Origin of the sequence: Paenibacillus xylanilyticus (assembly GCF_013359935.1) — a bacterium.
GTDB lineage: Bacteria > Bacillota > Bacilli > Paenibacillales > Paenibacillaceae > Paenibacillus > Paenibacillus xylanilyticus.
In genome coordinates, this window is sequence record NZ_JABMCB010000202.1 from 891,977 (window position 1) to 916,880 (window position 24,904).

20 protein-coding genes and 1 pseudogene are annotated in these 24,904 nt (G+C 44.6%); 5 read left to right on the forward strand and 16 right to left on the reverse strand.

Annotated features, from left to right (window positions below; all coding sequences use genetic code 11):
* Positions 1-127: 127 nt before the first annotated feature.
* Together HP552_RS30535 and HP552_RS30540 are read right to left on the reverse strand one after the other, a co-directional pair.
* The gene (locus HP552_RS30535) at positions 128-661 is read right to left on the reverse strand and encodes a GNAT family N-acetyltransferase (protein ID WP_175399098.1); all 534 of its coding nucleotides are present in this window, start codon (positions 659-661) and stop codon (positions 128-130) included.
* A gap of 99 nt (positions 662-760) precedes the next feature.
* On the reverse strand, positions 761-3,457 hold the full coding sequence (locus HP552_RS30540; protein WP_175399099.1) for a family 78 glycoside hydrolase catalytic domain: 2,697 nt from the start codon (positions 3,455-3,457) through the stop codon (positions 761-763).
* A gap of 449 nt (positions 3,458-3,906) precedes the next feature.
* Here HP552_RS30540 and HP552_RS30545 point away from each other — a divergent pair, with 449 nt between their 5' ends.
* On the forward strand, positions 3,907-4,746 hold the full coding sequence (locus HP552_RS30545) for a histidine phosphatase family protein (protein ID WP_175399100.1): 840 nt from the start codon (positions 3,907-3,909) through the stop codon (positions 4,744-4,746).
* 248 nt (positions 4,747-4,994) lie between these two features.
* Complete coding sequence (locus tag HP552_RS30550; RefSeq protein WP_175399101.1) at positions 4,995-5,864, forward strand: AraC family transcriptional regulator; 870 nt, start codon at positions 4,995-4,997, stop codon at positions 5,862-5,864.
* 25 nt (positions 5,865-5,889) lie between these two features.
* On the opposite strand, the gene HP552_RS30555 is transcribed toward HP552_RS30550, so the two are convergent.
* From HP552_RS30555 to zwf, 9 genes and pseudogenes are all read right to left on the reverse strand, one after another.
* Positions 5,890-6,456 (reverse strand): 5' nucleotidase, NT5C type, encoded by a 567-nt coding sequence (locus HP552_RS30555; RefSeq protein ID WP_175399102.1) that lies wholly within the window; start codon positions 6,454-6,456, stop codon positions 5,890-5,892.
* A gap of 142 nt (positions 6,457-6,598) precedes the next feature.
* A complete protein-coding gene (locus tag HP552_RS30560) occupies positions 6,599-8,062 on the reverse strand; it encodes a glycoside hydrolase family 1 protein (protein WP_175399103.1) in 1,464 nt (487 codons plus the stop codon).
* A 32-nt stretch (positions 8,063-8,094) separates the two neighbouring features.
* The gene (locus HP552_RS30565; RefSeq protein WP_175399104.1) at positions 8,095-10,017 is read right to left on the reverse strand and encodes a beta-glucoside-specific PTS transporter subunit IIABC; all 1,923 of its coding nucleotides are present in this window, start codon (positions 10,015-10,017) and stop codon (positions 8,095-8,097) included.
* Positions 10,018-10,142: 125 nt separating this feature from the next.
* Positions 10,143-10,985, reverse strand: coding sequence for a BglG family transcription antiterminator LicT (gene licT, locus HP552_RS30570; RefSeq protein ID WP_175399105.1), 843 nt, complete (start codon positions 10,983-10,985; stop codon positions 10,143-10,145).
* 293 nt (positions 10,986-11,278) lie between these two features.
* Complete coding sequence (locus tag HP552_RS30575; protein ID WP_175399106.1) at positions 11,279-11,608, reverse strand: hypothetical protein; 330 nt, start codon at positions 11,606-11,608, stop codon at positions 11,279-11,281.
* Between the two features lie 285 nt (positions 11,609-11,893).
* Positions 11,894-12,990: pseudogene (locus HP552_RS30580) on the reverse strand (metallophosphoesterase).
* 310 nt (positions 12,991-13,300) lie between these two features.
* Positions 13,301-14,719 (reverse strand): NADP-dependent phosphogluconate dehydrogenase, encoded by a 1,419-nt coding sequence (gene gnd, locus HP552_RS30585; protein ID WP_175399107.1) that lies wholly within the window; start codon positions 14,717-14,719, stop codon positions 13,301-13,303.
* 70 nt (positions 14,720-14,789) lie between these two features.
* On the reverse strand, positions 14,790-15,455 hold the full coding sequence (gene fsa, locus HP552_RS30590; RefSeq protein WP_175399108.1) for a fructose-6-phosphate aldolase: 666 nt from the start codon (positions 15,453-15,455) through the stop codon (positions 14,790-14,792).
* A gap of 34 nt (positions 15,456-15,489) precedes the next feature.
* Positions 15,490-17,013 carry a glucose-6-phosphate dehydrogenase gene (gene zwf / locus HP552_RS30595; RefSeq protein WP_175399109.1) on the reverse strand — a complete coding sequence of 508 codons (1,524 nt, stop codon included), beginning with the start codon at positions 17,011-17,013 and terminating at the stop codon, positions 15,490-15,492.
* A 112-nt stretch (positions 17,014-17,125) separates the two neighbouring features.
* Here zwf and HP552_RS30600 point away from each other — a divergent pair, with 112 nt between their 5' ends.
* Positions 17,126-18,010, forward strand: a complete 885-nt coding sequence (locus HP552_RS30600) for a LysR family transcriptional regulator (protein WP_175399110.1) — start codon at positions 17,126-17,128, stop codon at positions 18,008-18,010.
* A 119-nt stretch (positions 18,011-18,129) separates the two neighbouring features.
* On the opposite strand, the gene HP552_RS30605 is transcribed toward HP552_RS30600, so the two are convergent.
* Both HP552_RS30605 and HP552_RS30610 read right to left on the reverse strand, forming a co-directional pair.
* Positions 18,130-18,828, reverse strand: a complete 699-nt coding sequence (locus HP552_RS30605) for a hypothetical protein (RefSeq protein ID WP_175399111.1) — start codon at positions 18,826-18,828, stop codon at positions 18,130-18,132.
* Between the two features lie 204 nt (positions 18,829-19,032).
* On the reverse strand, positions 19,033-19,611 hold the full coding sequence (locus tag HP552_RS30610; protein ID WP_175399112.1) for a cupin domain-containing protein: 579 nt from the start codon (positions 19,609-19,611) through the stop codon (positions 19,033-19,035).
* 174 nt (positions 19,612-19,785) lie between these two features.
* Here HP552_RS30610 and HP552_RS30615 point away from each other — a divergent pair, with 174 nt between their 5' ends.
* Positions 19,786-20,499: a hypothetical protein gene (locus tag HP552_RS30615; RefSeq protein ID WP_175399113.1), complete on the forward strand. Its 714-nt coding sequence runs from the start codon at positions 19,786-19,788 to the stop codon at positions 20,497-20,499.
* A gap of 238 nt (positions 20,500-20,737) precedes the next feature.
* Here the strand turns inward: HP552_RS30615 and HP552_RS30620 are convergent, their stop codons facing one another.
* The 3 genes from HP552_RS30620 to HP552_RS30630 are packed head-to-tail and all read right to left on the reverse strand — an operon-like array spanning position 20,738 to position 23,202.
* Complete coding sequence (locus HP552_RS30620) at positions 20,738-21,136, reverse strand: hypothetical protein (protein WP_175399114.1); 399 nt, start codon at positions 21,134-21,136, stop codon at positions 20,738-20,740.
* 18 nt (positions 21,137-21,154) lie between these two features.
* Positions 21,155-21,898 (reverse strand): hypothetical protein, encoded by a 744-nt coding sequence (locus HP552_RS30625; protein WP_175399115.1) that lies wholly within the window; start codon positions 21,896-21,898, stop codon positions 21,155-21,157.
* Entirely contained in the window at positions 21,898-23,202 is a 1,305-nt protein-coding gene (locus HP552_RS30630; RefSeq protein ID WP_175399116.1) for an SPFH domain-containing protein, read from the reverse strand. Before HP552_RS30630 ends, HP552_RS30625 begins: the two co-directional genes overlap by 1 nt.
* 593 nt (positions 23,203-23,795) lie before the next feature.
* On the opposite strand from HP552_RS30630, the gene HP552_RS30635 reads away from it, so the two are divergent.
* The gene (locus tag HP552_RS30635) at positions 23,796-24,818 is read left to right on the forward strand and encodes a serine hydrolase domain-containing protein (protein WP_175399117.1); all 1,023 of its coding nucleotides are present in this window, start codon (positions 23,796-23,798) and stop codon (positions 24,816-24,818) included.
* Positions 24,819-24,904 lie beyond the last annotated feature (86 nt).

Genomic DNA, 24,904 nt, shown 5'->3' on the forward strand with positions numbered 1-24,904 from the left:
CTTATGACTGATATGGGATGATAGTTTCCGGCCGCAATCCAGATTCTACGCTTCATTGTAATCAGCCTGCGAGGGTTATACAATCGATATCCATATTATTTTCGCCATTTCACATCATTATTCAGCATTATTCGACATCGCTAATCCAGAATCGCTCTACGACGTTTCCGTCCGGCTCTATATAATCTTGATCCTGAACACCTCCATTTCGAAGAATGACTTTTTTGGAAGCTGTATTGTGGGAGTCGCACACAACCAGCACATTGACAATACCGAGCTCCCTCGCCTTTTTTAGACTCAACTCCAGAATCCGGGAACCGTACCCGTTCTGCCGCTCTCCCGGGCGAATTCCGTAGCCGATATGTCCACCACTGTTGAACAGTTTGTCGGTAAGTTCATGCCTGATATTTACAGCTCCCACCACATTGTCGCTCTCCGTTACCAGCCAAAATGTACTGTCCTTCACCCATCCTTCAGGGATGTCCATTCCTTGTTCGCTTCGACGTAAAGAGGCTATCATTTCTTCAAAATTACTGGGATCTTTGGCAATAACCCAAGGTACCATCAATTCTCCACTTTTGAGCCAGTCCTGATAAAATGCCATGTAAGCTGCTTTATACACAACTGAGGGTTTAACCAGTCTGACTTGTTCTTTTACCATACGAAGTACACTCTCCTCATTCTGATTTCTATAGGCAAAAAGAAAAGAGGATCTGCGTTTAAGCAGATCCTTTCCCGGGTCTAATGTTCTGCTGTTATACTATTTCACGATCACGCCATCAGATTCCTCCACACATTTGTATGTGAACTGATAACTTCCAGATCCCAATTCAATCTTTACAAGAGATTCTATCGTTTGAACACCCTGAATATGAGGCACGTCGTGCAGAGGAAGCCCGCTCTCCAAAACCGTCTGCAGACTTGCACCTGGCAGAACAACAGTCCCTGTTGCATTCGCAGGAATGGTTACATGTACTTCCATCTCCTTGTTTTCCCGGCGATACCAGCTTGATGCCACACGACCATACATCGTGTCGAGACTTGCTTCCACCCACTCCAGCCCAGGACCGGGCTCTGGCTCAATGTGCACAACATGAAAGCCCGGATGCTGTTCATCAGAACGAATGCCTGCCACATAACGATACAACCATTCTCCGATGGCACCGTACGCATAATGATTGAATGAGTTCATATCTGCACTCCAAAGACTTCCATCTTCTCTTATTCCATCCCAATGTTCCCAAACGGTCGTTGCCCCTTGTATAACCTGATATAGCCATGACGGGTAATCTTCTTGAAAGAGCAAAGTATAAGCCAGATCGTGGTGGCCTGTATCGCTGAGAACCGGGTTCAAATAAGGAGTGCCCACAAAGCCGGTTGTCAAATGATTTCCCGCCTCCGCAACCAGTTTTCCCAACTGATCGATGGCACGCTTCCTGGCAGTGGAGTCCAGCAGATCAAAATGAAGAGCGAGAACATGAGCTGTCTGTGTCGGAACCGCGATTTTCCCCGCAGGTGTAACAAACTCTTCCCGGAATGCAGCTACAATATTGTCATGTAACTTGTCATAATATGCTGCATCTTCATCCTGACCGAGTACGGCAGCCGCCTTCTGCACAAGTGAGACAGAATAGGCATAGAACGCGGATGCCACAAAATCCTTGTCTGTGGCACCGATGTAGCTGTCCGGCTTGGAGTCCAATCCCAACCAGTCTCCAAAGTGAAAGCCGGTGTTCCACAAATACGGATTACTGCCTTGTTCGTGAATATACTGGACCCAACGTTTCATACTCTCATATTGTTCACCGAGCAGCCTGACATCCCCATACATCTCGTAAATGGTCCACGGACAGATTACCGCCGCATCTCCCCAAGCAGCCGAAGAGTGGCTGGTATCTCCCCATCCTTCGGAAGTTGAACTCCTTAAATCCGGAACAAAAAAAGGAATACCACCATCCTCACCCTGGTCCGCTCGGAGGTCCCGCAGCCATTTGGTGAAGAATGGTCCTGTGTTCATCAGATACGAGGCTGTCCGGACAAACATCTGTGCGTCACCCGTCCAGCCTAGACGTTCATCACGCTGCGGACAGTCCGTAGGAACGTCAAGGAAATTCCCCTTTTGCCCCCACAATATGTTGTGATGGAGCTGATTCACCAGCGGACTGGAGCACTTGAAATCACCTGTTCGCTCCATGTTGGAGTGCAGTACCACGCCTGTGAAACAATCCAGGTCAACCACATCCGGGAAACCGATAAGCTTGACGTAGCGAAATCCCTGAAACGTAAAATGAGGCTCGTACGTCTCCGTTCCCCCGCCCTTTAAGGTATATTGAATACACTGCGCTGCTCCTCGAAGATTATCAACATAGAAGTTGCCCTCATGATCCAATATCTCGGCATGCCTTAATTCAACCGTATGTCCTGACTCACCCTGTATGCTGAATTTCACCCAGCCCACCATATTTTGACCCATGTCCAGCACCCGTTCTCCCTGAGGTGTTGTGAGCAAGGCAATGGGCTTGAGCTCCTGTACTTTGGTAACAGGTACATTCTCCTGAGCGACGATGATCTCTTTTGTATATTCAAGCCGTTCGACGGGAGTCCAGATGGTCGAAGAAGTATCCATCCAATCCGCCTCCATCCGTGCGTCGTATGTCTCCCCCATATAAATGTCCGACATACGGATGGCACTGCTCGCTGTCGTCCAGCTCTCGTTGGACAGAATACGTTGTTCCGATCCATCGGCATAGTGAATATGAAGCTCCAGCAGCAAGGCTGCCTCAGCTCCAAATATTTTCTGCTCTTTGTTCCATCCCAGATGCCCTTTATACCAGCCATCTCCCAGATAGGCACCTAGAATATTGTTTCCCGCTTGAAGCAGATTCGTGACATCATAAACCTGGTATTGTAATCGCTTACCATAACTGGTCCAGCCGGGTGTAAAATAGTCCTGCCCTACTCTCTTGTTATTCAGATGCAGTTCATATAACCCGAGGGCGGTCACATATATTCTCGCACTGGCTATAGGCTGTTCCAGTTCAAACGTGGTACGAAGACGAGGACAGGATGAATCGTGCTCGTCAATCGGTCTCGACGTAATCCAATTAGCCTGCCAAGCATTCGTGCCATCCATCAGTCCCATTTCGAAGAAAGCCGTTTCGGACCAGTCGGATTGCTCCCCTGCCGCGTCCCAGACACGGATGCGATAGAAATAACGAGTTCGAGCCTGGGGCAGCCAATGGTCTAATTCCACATGTATGGACTGATCCGAACTTACTTTGCCGGAATCCCATTCAATTTGTTCATGCCCTTCAGTTAGGGACAACTGAATCTGATAGGCTGATTGTACACAATTGCGCTGGTCCGATTGTAATTGCCAGCTTAATCTGGGCGATTTTACGTCCAGTCCAATCGGGTTTATTTTATACTCACAACGAAGATGACTAACGGTCAACATAGGATATACATTCCTTTCCATCGTGGTTTCCAACACGGGCTTACGCTATAATTATACTGATCCTGTCACCGGAAATACCCGGTAACGAGGACTGTTTAACCCGGTAATTCAGCCATGCACATCATTTCTTATCTTCATGAACATAAGCTCTCTAAAACCAAAATCCGGTAACAAGGATGAATAGCTAACATAATGCGTAATTTTTTGCTTTTTAAAATAAAGTATTTACTGTAAGCGTTTTTATGTTAAAATGACTTTTAGTTAAATAGAGATGGATAGTTATTGTTGTATAACAAGCTAAACCTAATTCCCCCCCAATAAAGAGAATCTTTATTGGGGGAAATTAGGTTTTTTCTTTTTGTAGAATGGTTATGCTATCCAAGTCTATTTACCTACATACTTGAGTTTATCTGGGTATGGAAATATTTACTTACACAGGAGGCAGAAAAATGAAATGGAAAAAGGGTTTAGTCATCGTAGCTGCTATAACAATGCTGATGACAGGATGTAGTAATACATCAGGTAGTGAAGTGCAGAGTTCAGAGAGTCAAACTGAAAAGAATAATGAAGTGGTCATTTACTTTGCTCGCCATGGAAAGACGATGTTAAACACGGTAGACCGTTCACAGGGGTGGATCGACGCACCGTTAACACCGGCAGGGGTAGAGGTAGCTGAAGCATTAGGAAAAGGATTATCAGATGTAGAATTTAATAAAGCCTATAGTAGTGATAGCGGAAGAGCTATTGAAACAGCAGAATTAATCTTAGCAAATAATGGACAAGACGATCTAGAAGTTACAAAAGACAAAAGATTGAGGGAATATAACTTTGGAACGTACGAAGGCATGTTGAACGAAGAAATGATGGCAGCAGTAGCTGAAAAGAAAGGGCTATCTGTTGAAGAATATATGAAATTTATGCAGGAAAACGGATTTTATAAGAGTATAAAGGAATTTGCAGACATCCTATCTGAATTAGATAAAGCAAATGTCGAAGAAGGAGTAAACTGGCCGGCAGAGGACAGTAAAACCATTGAGACAAGACTACAAGAATCTTTAAATGATATTGTTGAAGAAGCCAAAGAAGACGGTGGTGGGAACATTTTAGTTGTTTCTCATGGAATGAGTATTGTTACTCTACTCGGAGACCTTGATGAAAACATTGAAGTTCCAGCAAGTGGATTAAGCAACGCAAGTATTTCAAAAGTGACGTATAAAGAAGGTAAATATACAGTAGACTCTGTTAATGATTTGTCATATGTTGAAAAAGGACAAAAGCAAAAGAATTAGCTGTTACATCAGTCATTATTTCTGCCATATCGTATTAGACATACCACAAAGATAAAGGGTCATTACCCTCTATTATTAGCATGATTGGTCGAGTAACTAAAACATGCAATAAACGTAGAATAACTATGAAAGGTGCTTATAAAGCACCTTTCTTGTTTAACTAACCTGCCATCCCCCACCATTCTCTAGATAGTTCAAGTATGTTTGCTATACGAGTATGATAATCTATTGAATAAGGAGGTTACGACGTGAATCCATCTATACATTTGTTCAAAAGTGAATTCTTTTTCAACTCTGATCTGCAGCTCTTTGTCAATAGATGTACCGAGGATTTCAACGTTCCCTTCCATGCTCACGATTTCATAGAGTACAGCTATGTCGCGGAAGGCACCGGTTTTCATCACATTGATCAGGATATCGTTCCGGTTCAGAAAGGCATGCTTTTTGTCATTCCAGTTGGGATTCCCCATGTGTTCCGTCCCGCATCTTCCAACGTCTCAGAGCATCCGCTCATTATATATAACTGTCTGTTCAACATGGAACTGATTCACAAACTGGCAGCCACCATTCAGGAAGAGGACATTCGAAGCCACCTGATCGATCTGGCCAAAAATAAAGTCCCTTATGTATCCATTTCAGATCAGCATCAACAGGTCGAAGAACTGATGGTGAAGCTATACCGTGAAACTTCGGTTACGGGCATCGGTTCTTCCACCATGTTATACACGCTCGTTAGCCAGCTCGTCGTGACAACCTACCGGCAGCTGCATCAGAAAATGCATGGTGAACAAAGGCTGCCTGCTGATTTTGAACATATCCTTCATTATCTGGATCAGCACCTAAGCAAGCGAATCCGGATGAGTGATCTGTCATACCGTTCCGGCTGGAGTGAAAAGCAGATTGGCCGCATGTTCCTTAGTTATACGGGACAGACGTTCAGCTCGTACCTGCAGCACCTGCGTATACAAAAAAGCCGTGAGCTCCTCAGGAATTCACAGCATAAAGTCACCCTCATCGCTGAACTGGTCGGTTACCGGGATGTAGATACATTTTACGCCGTCTTCAAACGGATTACGGGTGAAACTCCGCTGGTATACCGCAAAAAATCCAGAGTCTGATGCTCTGGACATTTATATGCCTGGTCTAGCTATCGGTGGTCTGAAACAGATCATCTATGTATGCCTTGGCATCTTTCCAACTGGACATTAAGGGAAACGGATACTGCTCCCGTTCACTTCCATTCCAAGGATGGGGTATGCAAATGACTTTTTTTCCCTCATTCCAGGCTGGAATCAGGTTATGTGCTCCATCATCAATTAACAAGTCAAAGTTAATCAGATTCTTTCGTTTACAAGTGATAAACTGCTCTGCCGAGATAAAAGGCATATGGCGCTGAAGCCAGTTCCACTTCTCCACTACGGTTTTCGGGTCTGCTGCCGTCACAATAATAACATCATACGCTTCATTCAGCTTTTCCATCTCTTCCACAACGTACTCGTCGTACAGCTCCAGCTCCTCAAACAGTCCCGGTCGACCATAAAAAACGTCATGAGTGCTATCCGGATGTCGCAAGTGGGATGTATCCCAATGAATCATATCCTCATAACGCAGCGGATGGGTCGGGAAGTTGATGTTGTTGTGATAAATGGCTCGCTTGACCAGATGACAGATTGTATCATCCATATCTACGGCAATGATTGGTTTTTTCATGTTATCCCTCCCCAGTACGAACACAGTATATCACCCCGGGTGTCATGAAGCTATTCTTTTTACAATCATACCCACTGTTCACACCAATAAAAAAGGCGCCCCTGCGCCGCTACAATTGCTGCGCTTGGGGCTGCCCTTGGAATTAAGCCAAATCTTCTCCGTTGGATGCAATGACTTTTTGATACCAGCCAAAGCTCTTTTTCTTATACCGGTTCAAGGTGCCTTGTCCGTTGTCGTCCTGATCGACATATATTACGCCATAACGCTTGGACATCTCGGAAGTGGATGCACTGATGATGTCGATCGCCCCCCAGTTGGTATAGCCCATAAGGTCTACACCATCCATAACCGCTTCCTTCATTTGCGTAATATGCTTTCTCAGATAGTCAATCCGGTAGTCATCGTTAATGGAGCCGTCTGCCTCAACCGTGTCTTTGGCACCAAGCCCGTTCTCCACCACGAATAAAGGTAATTGGTAACGATCGTACAACTCTTTGAGCGCCACGCGAAGGCCAATCGGATCAAGCTGCCAGCCCCATTCTGTACGTTCCAGATTCGGGTTTTTGATCGTGCTGTACAGATTGCCTCCGGTTACTCCATATTCCTCAGGATTTACGGCAGATACCAAGGAAGTGTAATAACTGAACGAGATGAAATCAACCGTGTGCTTTTTCAAAATCTCTTCATCGCCTGGTTCCATAACAATGGAAATTCCATGGTCAGCCCAATAACGAGCCATGAAGGTTGGATAGCTTCCGCGAACCTGTACATCCGTATGCAGCAGGTTCAGCTGATTATCAATCTGTGCCTGCAAAACATCTTCCGGCTTCGATGTGGCCGGGTAATGAATCATGCGCGCAAGCATGCAGCCAATCTTGAACTGCGGGTTAATCTGACGTGCTTTTTCCGTAACCAGACTGCTGGCAACGAATTGGTGGTGAAGAGCCTGATACGAAGCCTGCATTACGTTATCCACACGGTCTTCGATGATGCCTCCACCTGTGAACGGTTCAATAATGGTCGTGTTGATTTCATTAAACGTCAACCAGTATTTCACCTTGTCCTTGTAACGGGTCATCACTGTTTCGGCGTATCTCACAAAATGTCCAATGACTTCCCGGCCAGCCCAGCCGTTGTACTTGAGGACCAACGACATTGGCATTTCGTAGTGGGACAACGTCACGAGCGGCTCGATTCCGTGTCTGTTCAGCTCGTCAAACACTTCGTCATAGAAGCGCAGTCCCTCTTCATTAGGCTCCGCATCATAGCCATTCGGGAAAATACGCGGCCAGTTGATTGACAGACGGAATGTCTTGAAACCAAGCTCTGCGAAGAGCGCAATGTCTTCTTTGAAACGGTGGTAAAAGTCAATGCCATAACGTTTCGGATAACCCTTCGCACTATGGTGGGCCATCGCTTTCTCAACGGTCGCACTAGTCACATGCATGAGTTCTCTAAGATTGGTGTAGTCTTTTTTCTCAAAATAGGGAACCATGTCCGCCGTGGACCATCCTTTGCCACCTGCATCGAATCCACCTTCAGCCTGATTGGCGGCAATGGCGCCGCCCCACAGAAAACCTTCCGGAAACCCTTGTCGATTGATCATGCGTATCTCTCCTCTTCTCAATGATTTAGAAATTAAATCCGGGCTTTCAATACCTCTTCACCCATCGTGATTTCGCCCAATTTCACAGGCTGAATCTCTTCATAGTCTGCCGTATTCGTAACGACCATGGCCGTTGTAATGTCGTACTCTTTAGCAATTTGGTCCAGTTCAAACGAAAGCAATTTGTCTCCAGCCTGCACCCGGGTTCCTGTAGCGACATGGGATTCGAAGTATTGACCGCGCAATTTAACGGTGTTGATTCCCACATGGATCAGAAGTTCCATTCCATTATCACTGCGGACAACGATGGCATGTTTCGTTTTGAACACGTTCATAACCGTTCCTGTTACTGGCGATACGAGCTCACCTACGGTTGGAACAAATGCAACACCTTTCCCCATCAATTCGTCGCCAAACGTAGGGTCATTGACTTCTTTCAGCGGGATTGCTTTTCCTGTCATAGGAGCCACGGCTACCGCATCACTTGTTGGCGTTGGAGTACCCATGTCATCCACGTTCACCGTTGCAGCATTCTCATTGGAGGGTGCTGCCGATGGTGCAGAAGAAGCACCAGGTGAGAATTGAGCGAGTGCCTCAGCGTCTCCTTCTTCTTCCTTAATCCCGAATACCGTAGACATAATTGCACCTACCACGAAAGCAAGGATCATACCAATCAGGGAATACCAGAACGTTTGTCCAATTAGGGAAGGCAGTCCAGGAAGTCCGCCGTTACCGGCAAGAACATAAGCCTTGGCTCCAAATGCCAGGGCGAATCCACCACCTACAGCACTACCAATCATCGCTGCAGCAAAAGGTTTTTTATATTTCATGTTAACGCCGTACATTGCCGGCTCGGTTACACCCATTAACGCTGTAAAGCTGGTAGACAATGCAACAGTTTTGAGCTTTTTGTCTTTTGCACGGAAGAATACACCCAGAGTTGCCCCGGCTTGACCCATGTTGGAGATATACGTCAGTGGCAAGAATTTATCAAAGCCCAGTGTAGCAATGTTGCTCAGGATAATCGGAACGAGCGCATAGTGCATTCCTGTCATAATAATCAGCGCCATTGCGCCCCCAAGAACGATACCCGCAATCAATCCGCCTTCATTCAGCAGCCAGTTAATACCGCCTGACAATCCGTTACCTACAAATGTGCCCAGTGGACCGATCGCGATCAGCGTAACCGGAACCATGACAAGCAAGGTAATCAGTGGCACAAGCAGCAGTTTCAATGCTGCCGGGATAACCCGGTCAACCCACTTCTCAACATAGGACATCAGCCATACCGCCAGCAAAATCGGGATAACCGAAGAAGCATAACTTACTGCCGTTACCGGTATGCCGATAAATGCTACGGATTCGCCGCTGGAGAGCAGCGTGCTCATATCCGGATACATCAGCGCGGTGCCTAGCGCAATCGCGACAAACGGGTTACTGCCAAATTTGCGGGCAGCACTGACTGCAATCAACAGTGGAAGGTAATGGAATACGCCATCACCGATAGCTGAGAGAATGCGATACGTATCCGTACCAGCCGACATCCAGCCGAGCGATACAAATAGAGCAAGCAATCCTTTGAGCATACCTGCAGCTGTGATTGCTGGCAGCATTGGTGCGAAGACTCCTGCAATCGTTTCAAATATTTTGAGGATTACATTTTTGTTTTTTTCCGCTTTAGGTTCTTTATTTTCTGAACTTTGCTGTATGGCGGGATGTTCCTTGACCATGGCATCAAATACTTTTGATACATCATTACCAATAATTACCTGGAATTGATCCCCGGAGATATTCGTTCCCATGACTTTATCCAGTTTCTTAAGTGAGTTATTATCGACTTTGTCATTATTTTTCAGATCAAATCTCAGCCGTGTAACACAGTGATATACGGAGTTGATATTGTTTGTTCCCCCAACGGCTTTGATGATTTCCTGTGCCGTTTCCTGATGTTTCATGTTCATTCCTCCTCATTTTTTCCAACAAAAATACCCGAACGAATACGACACATGATGTTCGCGTCATTTCATTCGGGTATTGCCTGATTGAACAGTAACAAGCCCATGGGTTATTTAGTTAAAATCTATTTTTCTCGCTTCGTCTTCATTAACCGCTCCAGATGGAGCGTTAGATATAACTGCTCCGAGTGTGTCATATCGTATTGATAATTCTTATGGATAAAGGTTTCGATCTTGCCGATACACTTGAAGGTTTCCGGATAGTTTTTCCGAACAACCTCATATAGATACTCCTCTGAATCATCATGCGTTGAATGCGTAATGACTCTCTGGCAGAAGTATTTCAAATGTGTGATGAAGCGAAAATAATTAACGCTATCTTCATCCAATTCGACATTGAAGTGATATTTGATAATGTTCATGATTTCCTGAAGCAGCTGCATGAGATGGGTCACATCATTCATGGAGTCATTGACTTCCGCATTGATAAAATGCAGGGCAATATTGCAAATTTCATCTTTGGGAAAATCAATATCCAATCTTTCCTTCAGCAGCGTGAGCGCTTCTCGGGCCACATCGTACTCGGCCTTGTAAAAGTGCTGCACTTCCCAGGAAAGCGGATTCCTCGTGATCATGCCCTTTTCCATACGCTGGACGGCAAAATGAATGTGATCCGACAATGAGACATAAATCCCGTCACTGATGGTTTTGTTCAATTGCGTACGTGCCAGCGTTACGATATCATCTGTCGCCTGCAGGATTTCAATCGGCACTTCAGTTACGATGGACTTGAACTTCTCATAGATCGATGCATCCTGAAGACGGAATACTTTCTCGATCCGTTCCTCATCAATCTCATCACCGACTTTGAACTTAAACCCGATACCCCGGCCGAGGATCAGCAGTTCCTGATGTTTGTCATCCACGGTACTGACAATATTGTTATTAAATATCTGTTTAATAATCATTCTGGACCACCCGTTTTTTTTGAGGATTAAAAAAGGGCAAAACCAAAATAGAAATAATAAAATCATTTCCATAGTGGTTTTGCCCGCATTACCGGTAACAAGCCTCGGATATAAACTTATCATAACCTGAAAACGGTGTCAACCAAAAATGCTACCACTGTCTCATTTACATCCATGGGTTACATGGATCATTCCCTTTAAATAGGGCTTTAATCTTAGCAAGATTACTTTCCAAGTCTTTCTCTTTGCACCCTATAGAGTATTGCCAATGAGCTGTGGTGTAAAACCAATTTTCAATTACTAATGTGTACTTGCCTCACGATTGGGGTTCTATCGGTCACTTCAGTCACTAATGACTTGTTTTCTGAACGTTCAAATCGTACGAGTTTGTAACTGTTTATCCATTGATCATTAGCCGCATGATTTACGGTAATCTGTACTACATATTGTTTGTAGGTATTCAATATCTTCGTATCGATTGTTGTGTAGTCACCTTCGTCAATTTCATAATATATATAAATCCACCCCTCATGCTCAGCAGCTAACACTTCAAACTTCCTGGCTTGTCCTTCAATTAACTTCACGACCTCAGGCGGTGCCTGGGTAAGTTCAAGTGCCTCCAAAGGAACCTGAGATTCCTTAGACTGGTTTATATTCCAACAAAAATAGCAAACTAATAAAACTAGTACGAATAAAATTACGGGTACAAATCGTGTTCGTTTTCTGGAATGTCTTCCTGTGTACAATAGATCAACTCTTTCTTGGGAAGTATAGATTATTAATGACCGTGTTTCCAAAGTAAACAAGCTCTATTTACATAAACACAGGTTAGATGTATTAAGTTCGTTAAAAAAAATCATTTCTGTATATAAAAGGCCCTTCATTTTTTGAAGGGCCTTCTGAGTCTATTACTGGAATGTAACATGAATCTGAACAATTTCGGAACGGCTGCTCGTGCGGATCGGTGGTCCCCAGAAGCCGAATCCCGATGTCACAATGGAGTGCATGGAACCTTTTTGAAGGTACCCCCAATCGTTTTCGTAAATCGCCTGTGTAATGAATTGAGCTGGTGCAATCTGTCCACGGTGAGTGTGACCGGACACAACCAGATCAACGTTATTTTGCTCCGCAATATCCAGATCATACGGCTGATGATCCATCATCAGCACCGGCTTACTGAGATCGGTATCCTGCATCAGAGCAGCTACTTCGGCACGATCATTTTCCGTTTTGTCTTTGCGCCCAATCAGGGTAATCTTATCGTCCAACATGATCTTGTCATCGTACAGAACCTGCATATTACTTTTCTCCAGCGCAGCAATCAGATCTTCGACCGGCCCGTCGAACTTGTCATGGTTTCCAAGAGACGCGTAGACACCGTAGGGTGCCTGAATACCGCTAATGATATCTGCAATACCACTACCCAGGTACATGTCCAGATTGTCATCAATGATGTCGCCCGGGTAGAGAACTAGATCAGGCTTAAGTTGATTTCCTCTACCATACGCTTGGCATGACCAGGACCAGAGAGAAGTCCAAAATGCATGTCTGCGGCCATGACAATGTTGAGACTGTCGATTCCTTCCACCTTTTTATCAATTTGAATGCTGTACTCTCTCACTACCGGGCTGTATGCGTTAAAAATCCCGTAAGCCATCGTTGAGAGGAGCAACACAAGAGTAACCGCTCCCGCCCACTTCTGCGAGTGATGCCTAGGAATCCGCATTAATCGGAGCAGCCACAACGTTAAATGGATAACTGGCAGGATCAACAACAGCAAAGAAAAGATTGCCAGCCAATAAGAACCAATGACACTGAGGAAGGAAATACTACCAAAAAGCCTTGCCAGGATGAAGGAAACCGCTAGAAATACAATCGCTATAATATAGAACCAGCGAAACCTGGCTGACACGACGGGCTTCATCCAGCTCCAGCCGCTCCACCCTATGTAGAACACCAATAAACCGTATACAACCAAAAACAAAATGCCTGCCAATACGAACATGCTCCGGTTAACCTCCACGTCAATAAGTTGATTGCTGAATTCACATAACGGACCATAGAAAAATAGTCTGTCTGAACCAGTATAACGCAGTTTATGGGGTCCAGGCATCTCCTTCCACACCTTAGATACGTACATTTCATTACAATTTGGTGATACTTAAATTCCAACCAATAGGTAAGGAATGTTACAACGCAATTTGCTCATCCAAAAAGTTAAAAAAGCATGCCGGCATTCGTTCTGAGTGTAGAATTCATCAACGAATGCAAGCATGCTTGCACAATTAATATTCAGAAGAGTGAATCCACATGGATTACTCGTTGGTGTCCATCCATTGGAAGTGGAATGAACCCTCTTTGTCCACACGTTTGAAGGTGTGAGCGCCGAAGTAGTCACGTTGAGCTTGCAGCAGGTTTGCTGGCAGGCGTTCTGTGCGGTAGCTGTCGTAATAAGACAGCGCACTGGAGAAGCCAGGCACCGGAATACCCTGTTTTACAGCAGCTGCTACGACTTCACGCCAAGCATCCTGGTAGGATTCAACGATGTTTTGGAAGTACGGATCGAGAAGCAGGTTTTTGAGTTCTGCATCCTTGTCGTATGCTTCTTTGATGTTTTGCAGGAACTGTGAACGGATAATGCAACCACCGCGGAAGATCATGGCGATGTTGCCGTATTTCAGATCCCAGCCATATTCATCGGAAGCTGCACGCATTTGGGCAAAGCCTTGTGCGTAGGATACGATTTTACTTGCGAACAACGCTTTGCGTACGCTCTCGATGAACGCTTTTTTATCTCCGGAGAATGCTTCCACGGCAGGTCCATTCAGGATTTTGCTCGCAGCAACACGCTCTTCTTTCATTGCGGACAGGAAACGGGAGAATACGGATTCCGTAATCATGGACAATGGTACGCCGAGATCCAGCGCACTTTGGCTTGTCCATTTGCCTGTTCCTTTTTGTCCGGCAGCATCCAGAATGACGTCTACCATCGGTTTGCCAGTTTCCGGATCGTATTTGGAGAAGATATCAGCCGTAATCTCGATCAGATAGCTGTCCAGTTCGCCTTGATTCCACTCCGTGAAGATTTCGTGCAGCTCCTCAACGGAAACATTCAGTACGGATTTGAGCAGGTGGTAAGCTTCACCAATCAACTGCATATCCCCGTATTCAATGCCGTTGTGGACCATTTTCACGTAGTGACCCGCACCGTCTGGTCCAATGTACGTACTGCAGGCATCATCTCCAACTTTAGCCGAAATGGCAGTCAGGATGGGTTCCACCAATTCGTATGCACTTTCTTGACCGCCAGGCATGATTGCCGGACCTTTCAGCGCGCCTTCTTCACCGCCGGATACACCTGCACCAATGAAACGGAAGCCTTTCTCTTCCAGCTCTTTGCTGCGGCGTTGCGTATCAGGAAAGTATGCGTTCCCTCCATCAATAATGATGTCACCCTCATCCAAGTGAGGAAGCAATTGCTCAATAGTCGCATCTGTTGCTTTACCGGCTTGAACCATGATCAGAATTTTGCGCGGAGATTCCAGGGATGCCACGAACTCTTCAATGGAGAACGCGCCTGTCAGGTTTTTGCCTTCAGCTTCTTTCAGAAGATCGTTTGTTTTCTCTGGGGAACGGTTGAACACCGATACCGAAAATCCTTTGCTTTCAATATTAAGGGCCAAGTTTTTGCCCATTACTGCAAGTCCAATAACACCAATCTGTTGTTTACTCATTTTGTCCTCCCCATACCCCATGTTTTATATGAACGTTAATCGGATAAGATTCAATATTTAACAGTTAATCTTATTGAACTGTTTTTTTCCAGTCAGCTGCAAATTTGTCCATGCCTTGATCAGTCAGTGGGTGCTTGGAGATTTGTTCAATAACCGCGAATGGAACGGTAGCAATATGTGCTCCAGCCATCGCTACACGTGTAACGTGGTCCGGATGTCTTACCGATGCCGCAATAATTTGCGCATCCAGATTATGTGTACGGAACAATTCAGCAACTTTGGCAACCAATTGAACACCATCTTCAGAAATATCATCCAGACGACCGAGGAATGGAGATACATAAGTTGCGCCAGCGCGTGCAGCCAGAAGTGCCTGGTTAACGGTGAAGATCAACGTTACATTGGTTTTTACGCCTTTTTTGGTCAGGTAACGACATGCTTCAAGCCCTGCAAGTGTCATTGGCAGCTTGATTGTAATGTTTTTGTCGTTGTTGTTGATTTTGATCAGTTCATCTGCTTGAGCAATCATCTCTTCAGCAGTAATTGCATCTGGAGTTACTTCCGCAGATACGGATTCAACTTCAGGTACTTCACGCAAAATTTCCTCAATGCGATCTTCAAATTTAATGCCTTCTTTGGCTACCAATGACGGGTTGGTTGTTACACCGGACAGGACGCCGATTTTATACGCTTTTTTGATGTCTTCCAAGTTTGCTGTATCGATGAAAAATTTCATGTTAAAACCCTCCAGTTAATTTGTTTTATTTTATTTACAAGTTTGCATTTACAGCTAATGGTGCGGCAGTTGCATCTTCAGCAGACTGATCTGACGGTTCATCGAACCACCAATGGTGGCCTTCTGCAGCAAGCATTTCATCTGATTCAACAGGGCCGTAGCTGCCTGCAGGGTACAGATGAAGTGGCAGCAGATTTTCCTCAAATGCATCCAGGATCGGCTGTACCCAAGCCCAAGACAATTCAACTTCATCCCAATGCGCGAAGAATGTTGGATCGCCATGCAGCGCATCACGGATCAGGTTCTCATAAGCTTCGGCAAGATCCTCCCGATCAGGCGCCAGATCAATATGCACAGGCTTGAACTCCCCCTTATTTTGAGGGTCGCTTGCATTGAGCTGCAATGTCATGCTTTGATCAGGACTCATTTCAATGACAAGCAGGTTCGGTTTGGAACCGTTGCTCTTCGTTGCATTTGCCTGACCTGATGGCTCCTTGAATTCAATGACGATACGTGTTGATTTCTCCTTCATTCGTTTACCCGTGCGGATGTAGAATGGAACGCCGCGCCAGAAGAAGTCATCAATCTGCAATTTTGCAGCGATGAAGGTATCGTTCATTGTATTTTCGGCAACACCTGGTTCAGCAGCATACGCGCTCACTGCTTTGCCTTGAATGGTTCCCTCAGCATATTGTCCCCGAATCACGCTGGTGCCTACGCTCTGTTTCTGCAAAGGCTCGATTGATTCCATAATATGCTTTTTCTTGAGTCCAACTTTTTCGGTAGTGCTGTTGTATGGAAGCTGGATAGCCATCATCATCAGCAATTGTAGCATATGATTCTGGAACATATCCCGCACTGCACCCACATGATCATAATAGGATGCCCGTTCCTCCACGCCGACCGTCTCGTTAGCCGTGATTTGCACGTTGGAGATGTAACGGTTGTTCCATAATGCTTTCATGATCGGGTTGCTCTGGTGCAGGGTTTCCAAACGCTGTACCATCGGTTTGCCCAAGTAATGGTCAATCCGATAAATTTCTTCTTCCGTGAATGCTTCGCTCAATTTGCGATTGAGATCACGGGCCGACTGCAGATCATTACCAAACGGTTTCTCGATCACGAGGCGTTTCCAGCCTTCAGTGGAACCCAGTCCGCTGTTCTGGATATTTTCAGCAATCGGTTCGAAGAACTCTGGTCCAACAGACAGATAGAACAGGCGATTGGACGGAATGCCCAGCTCTGCTTCTCTCTGCTCAACAAGACTTAACAGCTTTATATAATCTTCCTTATGACTTATATTCAATACATTGTAGCGAAAAGCCTGCACAAACGACTTCACGCGTTCAGGATCCGCCTGGCGTCTGGAAAATTCATTCAGTGATTTTTCAACTTGCGCCTGAAAGAATTCATCAGACCATTCTCTACGGCCAAGGCCAATCAGCGAGAAGGTTTCCGGAAGTTTCTGCTCAATGTATAAATTGTATAAGGCAGGATATATTTTTCTTTTGGCTAAATCGCCAGTAGCACCAAACAAAATAATGCTCGTTGGTTCCATATCACCGTTCTCCTTCCAAGTAACTCTGGTTTCTTTGCTGTAGTTACACTATAATACGTTTTATAGCCATACAAGTAATTAATATATTTCACAGGAGCTATAGACGATATCTATGACAACAAATTATGAATTATATAAAGTCTTTTACTGGGCAGCAAAAACGGGAAGTTTAACCCAAGCCGCGAAAGCACTCTATATCACTCAACCCAGCGTCAGCCATGCCATCAAGCAGTTGGAAGAGAGCTTTGGTCTTACGTTGTTTTACCGGAATTCCAAGGGAGTTGCATTGACTCAGGAAGGCGTTAGTTTATACTCCTACATCGAACAATCCCAGATTCTGATCTCACTCGCGGAAGAAAAAATGGCTGCTTTGAAAAGTCTCGACAGCGGAGAACTGAGAATTGGCGGCAGTGACTCCTTGTTCAAGCACTACATGCTTGCGTATTTGGAAGAATTCCATGTCCTGTATCCAAACATCAAGCTGCATCTGAGTCATGGAACAACACCCGAAGTCATTACGTTTCTGAAAGAGGGCAAAATTGATCTCGGTGTTGTACGTATGCCTATTGTCGATCCTCAGCTGGAAGTAAGGGAAAGCATCCAGCTCAAGGATTGCTTTGTCGCAGGTGAACGTTATGCCCAGTTGAAGGACAAAGTGATGACACTGGACATGCTGCTTGAACACCAACTGATTCTCTTCTCGCGGAACAGCCGGGTTCGAATGGCCATTACTGAGCTATTCAATAGCTATGGTTACACATTAAAGCCTGAAATTGAGGTCGGCAGCGTGGATTTGCTCATTGAATTTGCACGGCGGGGCTTGGGTATTTCCTATGTGACTCGTGAGTTTATCTCGAAAGAGCTGGAGGAGGGTTCTCTGTTTGAAATTCAGCTCGACGTCCCTCTTCCTCCTTCCCATGTGGGGATTATGACCAAACGAAATATGCCCATATCTTTGGCGGCAAACCGATTTATGGATCTTATTTTCAAAAGTTGAATATGTCTCTCCATACAGCAACAAGTGCTTCTTCTCCCAGACCTGGGAATTGAAGCACTTGTCTTTTTCGACCTTAATTTTGTGACGGTCTTGATCTCATTTCAGATTCGTGCAAGGTCTCATGCGTCGAAATCTCCATTTTTTTGATTCATTTGTTCCAGTTCGTTTAATCGGCTCATAATTCGCTGCGGGATAATCTCAAACAGTTTGTCCCATGTCATAAACCTCTCTGGCTCCAATATATACTCCTTGAACTGCATGGCAGGCACAAAGGCTTTCGTCTTAAGGTAGTCCCTGACACCGGCGTCAATCAATTCATTGGTTTGATAATAGTCTTTGAACAAGTCGTTCACCAGCAGTCCGTCACAACCCGCTTTGACACCTGTAGCAGAGTACAAATCGGGCAGCAGCTCAAACACGACAGGAAGCGGCGAAAATGCGTGTTTACCGGGTTGTGAGTAGAGACAGACATGACGATCAACCATGTTCACCCGATCTTTCAGTAATCCCCGCAGCACCTTGCCATGGAAACTGACTTCACAATCCACTACTTCACCATCATGGCCAACATATACCCAAACATGCTCCAGTTCATACAGATGACCAATCTCGTAATCCCACCATATCGCATATTCAATGACAAATTGTACGGCCTCAAGCGGAAAAAGAATTTCGCGATTAAATGACGGAGAAGGTCCTGGCTTCTCCAACAGTGAAATGCCGACTAAATCCGGATAAAATGGTTCATTCTGATCAAACATCAATATCGGCGCATAACTTATCGCTTTTTCCAATATTCCCGTTTTCGTGATCGTCATGAATGGTTTCCCTCCGTTACCTTGCTGTATTGAATATCTTCACGTTTATTTGCCATGTTCCTCCGCCAATCCTTTAATCGTGATCATCATAAGATACACCTATATTAACCAACAAATTTGAATGTGTACATTTCTGCAAAACAAAAGCCTGTAACCCGATTCGTTTTCCGGTCACAGACTTGAACAGTTTCGTTGAAGCAGATACTATAGTTCACCTTTAGTTTTGGATGCCTGAGTAGCTTGATCCGAAACAGAGTCGACACAGCCAATCGGCGGTCCTAGGATGGCGTCATTTTTTATGGATGCAATTGCTTTGGCGTAAGCTTCTTCATCTATGCAGTAAGCTCTATGGGCAACTTCAGGAGGCGTTGCAGCTAGGAAGTCTGCACCCAGTACAATATCAGGTGTTGGCTGATCAAATATCGTTAACAAGTGCACATCATCCGTATCGGCCACAAACCAGTGAAACCATCCTTTTGGGAAAATGGAGACCTGGCCGGGCTTCAGATGGTAATTCATTCGCCTGCGGGTAAAGGGATCAAATACAGAAGTTGTAATCTCACCACTAATCAAAACGATCATTTCAGTCACGTTGGTATGCCAGTGAGGCTGAACAATAATACCTTTGCTCATGTGTACGTTGAAGAATCCATTTTGAATCGCAGGCAGTTGTTCCCCGAATAATTGTGTAACATAATTACGCGCATCTCGCTGATAGTTCAAAACAGCATTGGAGTCACCCGCGAGCTGTACATTCGGGGATTGCAAAATAGGATTTATCATGCTATTATTTTCCTCCTTATGGACGTACATCTCATTGTTGTACTTTATGCGCCAGGAATTTAGATCATGCTGTCTAAAATGAACCTGCTGTTCATCTTTTTTCCTTGGTCTGTAACTTCTTGTGATCAATCACGTCTATAAGGTAAGAAACATTTATGAAGGAAGGGATATATTTTGAAGTGGAAACCAATTAAGTTTCTCGCACTTGGCATCGTTGTCACTTCAGCTCTCTCGGCCTGCAGTGCAGCCCCTGAAGAGAGTGCCGAGCCTCAAACTGCGGAGACGGAGACGATTCAGGAACAACAGGATAAACCAACGGAAAGCAATACAGATACAAAAACAGAAGATACCGAATCAAGCAAGGAAACCAGTGAACCGGTTGAGGGCCAGCCACCGACCGTTACCGAAGCATCGACAACCATTATTAAAGCTCTTCAAGCAGAAGATATGGAAACCATAGCCTCTTGGGCCTCACAGGAAGGGGTTCGCTTCTCCCCTTTTGCCAACATTGATCCCGAAAATGATCTGGTGTTTAAACCGGATGAAATTAGCGGACTTCTAAAAGACACCACCAAATATGTATGGCGAAGCACGCCTGGTAACGAAGAGAGCATTGAAATGACTTATGCGGATTATCATCAAAAATATGTGTACAACAAAGACTTCATTCATGATGGGGAAAACGCCGTAAACGCCATGATTGGAGAAGATGCTCATCTCGGCAATTTACACGAGGTATACCCTGAAGCCAATCATGATTTTGTTGAATTCCATGTTAATGGCACAGAGCCAGACGGAAGAGACTGGCATACACTGCGTCTGGTATTTGAAAAGATCGGTCAGGACCACTCCCTTGTCGGAATTGTCCATGATCAATGGACACCCTGAACCATCCGATGTTCTAACGACTCATTAAGCTCAAATATTATCAATAACAACACCCCAAACCTGTTAAAACCAAGTCAGAAACCCCGTTCCAGCGGACTATAGGGTACAAGCATAGAGTTATATAGGTTTTTGATGAGATAAGAGAATATCCATTTGGATAATTAAATGACTAAAAGCCTGGTTCCTTTTAGGAATCAGGCTTAAACTTTTCCAACAGTCATGCCGAGTCAAGTCAAACTTATGATGCTCGGACTGTTGTGCCGCAATATTCACATTCAGTCGACATATTCTGATACACTTTTGCCTTCGCCCCACAGCCTGGGCAATTCACTGAAACAGGCTCTTGTGGTTCCTCAAATTCCTCTTCATGCTCAGCGTACTCTTCATCGTATTCTTCTTCATAATACTCGTCATGGTTGGGGTGCTGATGGTGATAATAGTCAGCCCCATAAACATTAGGGTGAAATTTGGGTTTACTACACATTTTAATGCCCGTAACGAGCACGATAACACCAGGAATAAAAAAAATAATGGTACTAATGACGGCAACATCAGTTCCTTCTGATACTAGAAACAACGAGAAAAGAATAGTTAGAGATGAAATCAAAATTAATATGATCCCAAAAAATTTTTTCACAGCTTTTCCTCCTGAAACTTATGATTTGCTTGCAAATAATTGTTGATTTCGCTCGGTTAACCGGTGTTTTAATTGTGATAATTGCGCAGACAGGCGCTCACTGTTTACCCCTTCACCGGATGCATATTGGTTGACGAGTTCATTATTCATTAATTCAATATCCAGTAAAATTTGGTGATCATTATATGTAAGTGAATCTGGAGTAATGGGATCACTGTACCTTACAAGCTCAATTAAAGAACTCACGTATCTTCTCTCCTCGTCTACAGTTGAAGCGGGGGCATTTTCCAATGTATGGAGAAATTGTTGGAGAGCTTTGTCGATTAGCTGAAGGGTTACGATTTTCGTTTGCCCGTCTGCTTCCTGACGATGCATATTTCGAATATAAATCATAATTATCCCACACAGAATTAATGCCAACGCCAATGTTACGATATGTACTAACGTGAACCAGCGAAGCGCAAAATGAGCTGTGCTTGTGAATAGAGAGTAAACTACTACACAAAGGAGGTAAATGACTGCAATTACACCTAACGCTGTATAGCCAGGTACAAATCGTTTAACCTGTTCCAGATTCCTCATGATATAACGTATATACATCCAGATCGCCGTAATCGCGACGTAGGAAGCGATCAGATTAATCCAAAATGCAACAGATACAACCGCATGATTAAATATCGTAAATGAAACGATTGAGGTTACCACCATACAGATCAGATAGATTGCATTTAAAATAAGGAAATCACTCTGTTTAGTAGTCACTAGGCCTGTCCTCCCTCTTGCAGATTGTGTCCGCAATCCAGACAGAACTTCTGACCCGGTTTCACTTCATGGTGACATTGACTGCATTTTAATGCCAAACTGGTACCGCAATTGCCGCAAAATTTGGTATTACCGGAATTCATATGGTTACATTTTGGACAAGGACTAGGCATGGGCTGATGGCACTGAATACACTCTAAGGCATTCTCTGAATTATCTGCTCCACACGAAGGGCATGCATGATATTTGTCACCGCAATTCGGGCAAAATTTGGTCCCCTTTTGCAATGCATGCCCACAATTGTTACAGTTTGTTGATGCTGATTCCATCTTTAAGGACTTGCCACATTTACTGCAAAAAGAAGCGTGCTCCTGATTCGGATGGTGACAATGTTCGCAAATATGCATTATAGGCGTTTCAGTAGTGGACATCACCCGTGACATCTGGGACATCTCGCTGCTGAAAGAGCCTCCAAGACCAACTCCCATACCCATGCCAAGCCCTGCACCCATAATGTCAGACTGCATACTTCCTTCATTTTTGGCTGCACCTTCGAGCGTATCGAAAGAACGTTCCTGTTGATAGGTATACCCAATAATATCCATTTCAGCTTTGCGTGCTAACGCTTCCCTCAATCGGATGACAGAAGGATCTTCTTCAGGCAGGTTCACATTGTGGATATATAAATTAATAAGTTCGATACCAAACTCTTCAAAGGTGGAAGCTATTGTATCTGCAAAATGTCGGGATATTTCTGCGATATATGCATTGATCTCCAAAACACTGACTTTTCTATGTATTAAATAGGATGACAACATGGAGTTAATATTCATGATAATCAGCCCGCGGAAGTAATTGATCATATTGACTTGGTTAAATTCAGACAATGTTCCCACCAGCTTGACCAAAAATTTACGCGAATCCGCGATTTTGATTCCCATCTGTCCAAAAGCCCTTACCGGGACTATAATATTGTATTTGGGATCCTGTATCTGAATCGGATTGGCTGTTCCCCATTTGACGTCCAGGGCGCTTACCTGATTTACATACCATACTTCTGCTGCAAAAGGGGACTTGCCACCGAACGGAAGGTTAACAATCCGGTTTAGAATCGGGATATTTGCGGTACTCAACGTATGACGACCCGGCCCAAATAAATCAAGAGCCCTTCCATCCTTGAAGAGTATAGCTTGCTGGGATTGATTCACAATCAGCTGCGTCCATGTCCCCAGTTCGTTCTCGGGATGCTTCCAGGCAAACACATCAGGTGAGCCATCATACTTAATTACATCAATAATCGCCATGTTTAATTCCTCACTTCAGTATATGATTACTACAAAGCTCAATGATATTGTGCCTACTATAGTTTTACATGCCAAAAAGTCTTAAGATCCACATCTATTATTCTATTGAATTCATGTTTAAGCATTGCTATTTTACCATTTCTAACCTCCTTTCGCATCAAAATAGTTCATTTTTCCTGTGTTATTTTTCCTAAATATTAATTTAACGCTATACAAAAAAACCTCTTCCACTACTCAAATGTTAAAGAGGTTCAAATTATAGTTTCGTAGATTCTTTATCGGAAAGTATTGAGTCTTAGTATGGAATCCCTTCAATAAATGTTGCAGGTTCGGCCATCAATGCATCAAATGTTCCTACATTCTGATATTCCTGATGTTCCTGATGTTCCACATCTGTAATCTATTTTTTTGACTAAAATAGATACTGCATTATGCTCAAGCTTATCATGAAGAATAGATAGACATCGTTGCAGAGTATATCAGAGGTCTCCTCAAACTCAGACACAAAAATTTGAGCTCAGTACAGTTCCTATGCTAATATTATGGACACCTATTTTTCATTGAGTTAAACAACAAGTTCAGAAAGGGACACTATGAATCCTTCATCCATACCAACCAAGTTAGGTCAAATTATCCCGCCATTGGATCTGCGTAGCTGCCTTGTCAGCGTACGTGGTGAGGTCATTTATGAACACTATCGTAATCAAGAAGCAGCGAGTCATATGGCCAAAATTAATTCGTGCACCAAGAGTGTGCTGTCTGCACTCATCTGTATCGCGATGGATCACGGTTGGCTGCCGGAGGCATCCACACCGATCTCTACCTTTTTTCCGGAGCTGGCATCGGATCCTGACTTGCGCAAACCGCTAATTACCCTGGAACAGCTGCTCACGATGACAGCTGGCTTTAACTGGGATGAGTTTGGCGGACAAAATTCTTTTCCACGCATGACACGCACCGATCACTGGGTGAAATTTGCGTTGGAGCAGCGCCTAAGTCATACACCAGGAACACATATGGAATATAATTCGGGGGTATCGCAAATACTTGCGGCCATCCTTATGCAACAAACTGGAATGAGCGTAGCCGAGTTTGCGGAACGTTATTTGTTTGGCCCTTTGGAGATTAAGGAGTATCAGTGGGAGCGCGATCCACAGGGTGTACATACGGGTGGATTCGGAATGAAACTATTACCTGCCGATTTGCTTAAATTCGGTCAATTGTTCTTACAGCAAGGCATGTGGGATGGGGAAACCGTGATTTCGCGTGACCTGGTTGCCCGTTCTACAGAGCCAGCCATCACTGTCACCCCGCCGAATCGTGGAAGCTATGGATGGCACTGGTGGGTCGATACTTGCGTGGCAGATGAACCATCCGAATCAGGGAAAGATGGTAGTTCCATATCCGGGTCACAGTCTACCTCTATAGTTACCACTGAGCAGAACAAGCCTGTATTGAACTATTACTACGCACGAGGGTTTGGGGGGCAGTTCGTGTACATCGTCCCTGAGCTTGAACTTGTTACAGTCTTGACCAATGACAAGCGAAAAAAGGAAAAACCTCCACTTGATGTGTTCCCAAGATTAATTGCCCCTCAATTATTGAAATGCTTATAGACAGTTTCACTTGGTCCTTCTAAAACAATAACCCCCAAATCATGACCGGGTGCTGCCGGCGGATCGGGGGCTATTCGTTTATACCG